This window comes from Neptunomonas sp., assembly GCF_041601355.1.
Classification (GTDB): Bacteria; Pseudomonadota; Gammaproteobacteria; order Pseudomonadales; family Balneatricaceae; genus Neptunomonas.
The window spans coordinates 1-4,429 of record NZ_JBFIIH010000207.1; the positions used below are offsets into that span (position 1 = coordinate 1).

Consider the following 4,429-nt stretch of genomic DNA (forward strand, 5'->3'; position numbering starts at 1 on the left):
ATTATGCCGGCGCATCATCGTTCTAAAATTGATGAGTTTTTTCTGGGTTCAGTATCTGCCAGAGTGGCGGAACGGGCTAAATGCTCTGTTCTCCTGCTAAAAGATAACAATTAATACGTTCTAAATCATAAGCTCTGTAACGCCTAAACTGCTTAGCGTTACAGAGCTAAACCGTTCATCTTAACTGGGTTAAAAAATAAATAACTATGCCTGATCAAGCCTCCAACAACAATCCATTGCTGGCTCCTCTCGTTGATCTACTCAATTCGAAATTGCCTACCGATAGCGTGGCTGCTGTAACCAGTTTTGCATATCAATATTATCAATCAACGACGAAAGAAGAGATAAGTGAGCGTTCGTTGGATAACTTGTATGGTGCAACACTTTCTTGCTGGCAGTTTCTGCAAAACTTTGATGCTAAACAACCAAAAATACACGTCTACAATCCTGATTTAGAACAACATGGCTGGCGTGCACAGCATACTGTTATTGAAATTTTGCAGTCTGATATGCCGTTTATGGTCGACTCCGTGCGAATTGAACTTAATCGACGTGGTTTGGTAATTCACACCATCCTTAACGAGGTTATGTTGACCCGGAGAGATGATGGTAAATTACTGAAGTTATGTGATGCCTCTGATAAGGACGCATCTGCGGAAGCGCTCATATATCTTGAGATCGATCGCACCAGTGATGCGGCTGAACTAAAAGCTATTCTCAAATCTTTGCAGCAAGTACTCAATCAAGTAAATACCGTTGTTACAGACTTTTCGAAGATGCAATCTCGCGCTCATGCCTTGTTAGACGAGTTATCTGCGCTTTCTCCTGTTTCCCAAGATCTGGGAGAGCAGGCACAGGACGCACTGGCTTTTCTTAACTGGATGCTGAATAACCGCTTTACCTTTTTAGGTTATGACGAAATCAGCATCGCTGATGGTAAAGTTAGCCGTGTTCCTGGTTGCGAGCTAGGCATACTTAAAACCAAAAATTCGCCAGACAAACTCAAAGAATGCGCCATTGATGATTTGAGTGAAGAAGAGCAGGCACTATTGCTAGAGCCTAGCGTGATTATGTTTGCCAAAGATGCGCAATACTCGCGCGTGCATCGTCCTGCCTACATGGATCGCGTGAATATTAAGCGTTTTGATGCAAAGGGAAATGTCATCGGGGAATGCCGTTTTTACGGACTATATACATCACCTGTGTATTCGGAATCCATCACCACCATTCCTGTTATGCAACGCAAAGCAGAAAAGATACTGAGGCGCGCTGGTTTCGATAGTCGTAGTCACAATGGTAAAGAACTGATGCAGATCATGAATGATCTGCCGCGTAATGAGTTGATGCTCGCTACTGAGGATGAATTGCTTGAAATATCTGTAGGCATATTTAGCCTGCATGATCGCCGCCGTATTCGATTGTTATATCGCCAGGATCGTTGTAACCAGTTTGCTACTTTTCTTTACTATGTTCCGCGCGATATTTTTAATACGGCACTACGTATGAAGGTTCAGGCGCTGTTGGCAAAAGCGTGTGGTTCAAGTGATGTAGGATTTACAACGACCTTCAGTGAATCGATCCTCGCAAGAGTCCATTTCGTCCTGCGTTTAGATCCGGATAATCCGGTTGAAGTAGACCTGGCCGAACTTGAATCCGCAGTGATCAATATTTCACAAGATTGGGGTGATGAGCTACATACAGCATTGATGGATGCCTGCGGTGAAGAGAAGGGCAATCATCTCCAAAACAAGTATCGTAACGCCTTTAACAGCGCGTATCGGGAACACTTTAAAGTCACCAGTGCAGCATCTGATATCCAGCGCATCGAAGAACTCAATAGTCATACGCGTGTGACGATGAGTTTTTACCGTGTTCTTGAGCAAAGCCAGGATATTTTACGCTTCAAGCTGTTTACTGCGGATCAGCCATTAATACTCTCTGAAGTGATTCCGGTGCTGGAAAATCTGGGAATGCAGGTTCTTGGCGAGCACCCTTATGCCATAAATCGTAATGACGGCAAGGTCTTTTGGATACACGATTTTACATTGATTTATCAAGGTGCTGAGCCTGTTGTACTGGATGAAGTAAAAGACGTTTTCCACAACGCTTTTGCCAGTATCTGGAGCGGTTATGCCGAAAATGATGAGTTTAACCATCTTGTTATTGGTGCCAGCCTCAGCTGGCGTGAAGTATCCATGCTGCGAGCCTACGCGCGTTACAGCAAGCAAATTCGCTCTGCATTTTCACAGCCTTATATAGCCGGTACATTAGCGCGCCATATTCAGGTCACTAAACTGTTGGTAGCGTTATTCCGTGCCCGTCTGGAACCTAACCGACAGAGTAGTGTTAAGGTAGCGGCGCTGGCTGAGCGTATCGAAAGCAGCATTATTGATGCGTTGGATAAAGTAGCGAATATCAACGACGATCAGATCTTACGCCGCTTCCTTGAGTTGATTAAAGCCACTCTGCGTACCAGCTTTTTCAAACGTGATGAACACGGCAAGCTGAAAGATTATTTCGCCTTTAAGCTGAACCCGCGCAAAATTAACGCGATGCCATTACCACGTCCGATGTTTGAAGTATTTGTTTACTCAGCAAGGGTGGAAGGGGTGCATCTGCGCGGAGGCAAAGTAGCCCGCGGTGGTTTGCGTTGGTCTGACCGTTTAGAAGATTACCGTACCGAAGTACTGGGGCTGGTGAAAGCACAGCAGGTAAAAAACTCAGTCATCGTACCGGTAGGTGCTAAAGGCGGTTTTGTTGCCAAAAAACTACCAACAAACGGTGACCGTGAAGCGTTTATGGCAGAAGGGATCGCCAGCTACCAGATCTTTATCAGTGCGTTGTTGGATATTACCGATAACCTCGTCGGTGGTGCAGTAGTACCGCCTGTTGACGTGGTTCGTCACGATGAAGATGACCCTTACTTTGTGGTAGCCGCGGATAAAGGCACAGCAACCTTCTCGGATATCGCTAATAAAATAGCGGAGGATCGTGGTTTTTGGCTGGGCGATGCATTTGCATCGGGCGGCTCACAAGGCTATGACCATAAAGGTATGGGGATTACCGCACGAGGAGCATGGGAATCGGTCAAACTACATTTCCGTGAATTAGGACTGAATACGCAAACACAAGCCTTTAGCGTAATCGGTATAGGCGATATGGCGGGTGATGTATTCGGTAACGGTATGTTGCTGTCTGATAAAATCGAGCTATGTGCAGCCTTTAACCACTTACATATCTTTATCGACCCTACGCCAGATACCGCCAGCAGCTTTGTTGAGCGTCAACGACTGTTCGCCTTGCCCCGTTCAAGCTGGGAAGATTATAACGCCGAACTGATTTCGGAAGGCGGTGGGTTATTCTCCCGAGCCGCTAAGTGGATTGATATTTCACCACAAATGAAAGCGCGTTTTGATATTAGTGCCGACCGCTTATCGCCTAATGATCTGCTCACAGCGCTGCTTAAAGCACCTGTTGATTTGATCTGGAATGGTGGTATAGGCACATACGTGAAAGCGACTCACGAAACACACGCGGATGTCGGCGACAAAGCTAATGATAGCCTGCGTATCAATGGTAGCCAATTACGCTGCAAGGTACTGGGCGAAGGAGGCAATCTTGGATTTACGCAACAGGGCCGTATCGAATTTGGTATGCATGGCGGTAAATCCAATACAGACTTTATCGATAATGCCGGCGGGGTTGATTGTTCCGACCACGAAGTGAACATCAAAATATTGCTCAACGAAGTCGTAGCAAACGGTGATATGACGGTTAAGCAACGTAACGCTTTACTACGTGAGATGACCGATGAAGTTGGCTCTCTTGTGTTGCAGAACAATTATAAACAAGCCCAGGCGATCAGCGTGGCGCATACTCATGCGCGCCGCTCTATCGATGAATATATATTACTTATCAATCGCTTAGAATCAGAAGGTAAACTAAATCGTGAGATCGAATATATCCCTTCTGATGAGGTATTGCAGACGCGTAAAGCAGCAGGCGAAGGCTTAACTCGTCCGGAACTCTCTGTATTGATCTCCTATACCAAAGGTGAGTTAAAAGAGAAGCTTAATGTGCCATCCATCACCCAGGATGCTTATTTGAGCCGCGCTATTTTTACGGCTTTCCCGCAGCGCCTGGTAAAAGAATTCAATCAGCAGATTGAAAACCACCGCCTGCGTGGTGAAATTATCGCAACGCAAGTGGCTAACGGCATGGTTAACAGTATGGGGATTACCTTTACTGAGCGCCTGTGTCAGATTAGTGGTGCCAGTTTAGCGGATGTTGCGGCTGCCTATGTTATCGCCCGGGATGTGTTTGGAATTGATCAGCTTTGGTCTGATATTGAAGCACTCGATAACCAGGTACCCTCAGCACTGCAACAACAGATGATGGCGGATCTGATTCGTTTGATTCGTCGCGCTAC

2 protein-coding genes are annotated in these 4,429 nt (G+C 46.0%); both read left to right on the top strand.

Features of this window, described 5'->3' with window-relative positions; genetic code table 11:
- Window positions 1-3: 3 nt before the first annotated feature.
- Window positions 4-114 (top strand): universal stress protein, encoded by a 111-nt coding sequence (locus ABY436_RS19170; RefSeq protein ID WP_372740530.1) that lies wholly within the window; start codon window positions 4-6, stop codon window positions 112-114.
- Window positions 115-206: 92 nt separating this feature from the next.
- A partial coding sequence (locus ABY436_RS19175) for an NAD-glutamate dehydrogenase (RefSeq protein WP_372740529.1) occupies window positions 207-4,429 on the top strand: 4,223 nt, incomplete at its 3' end.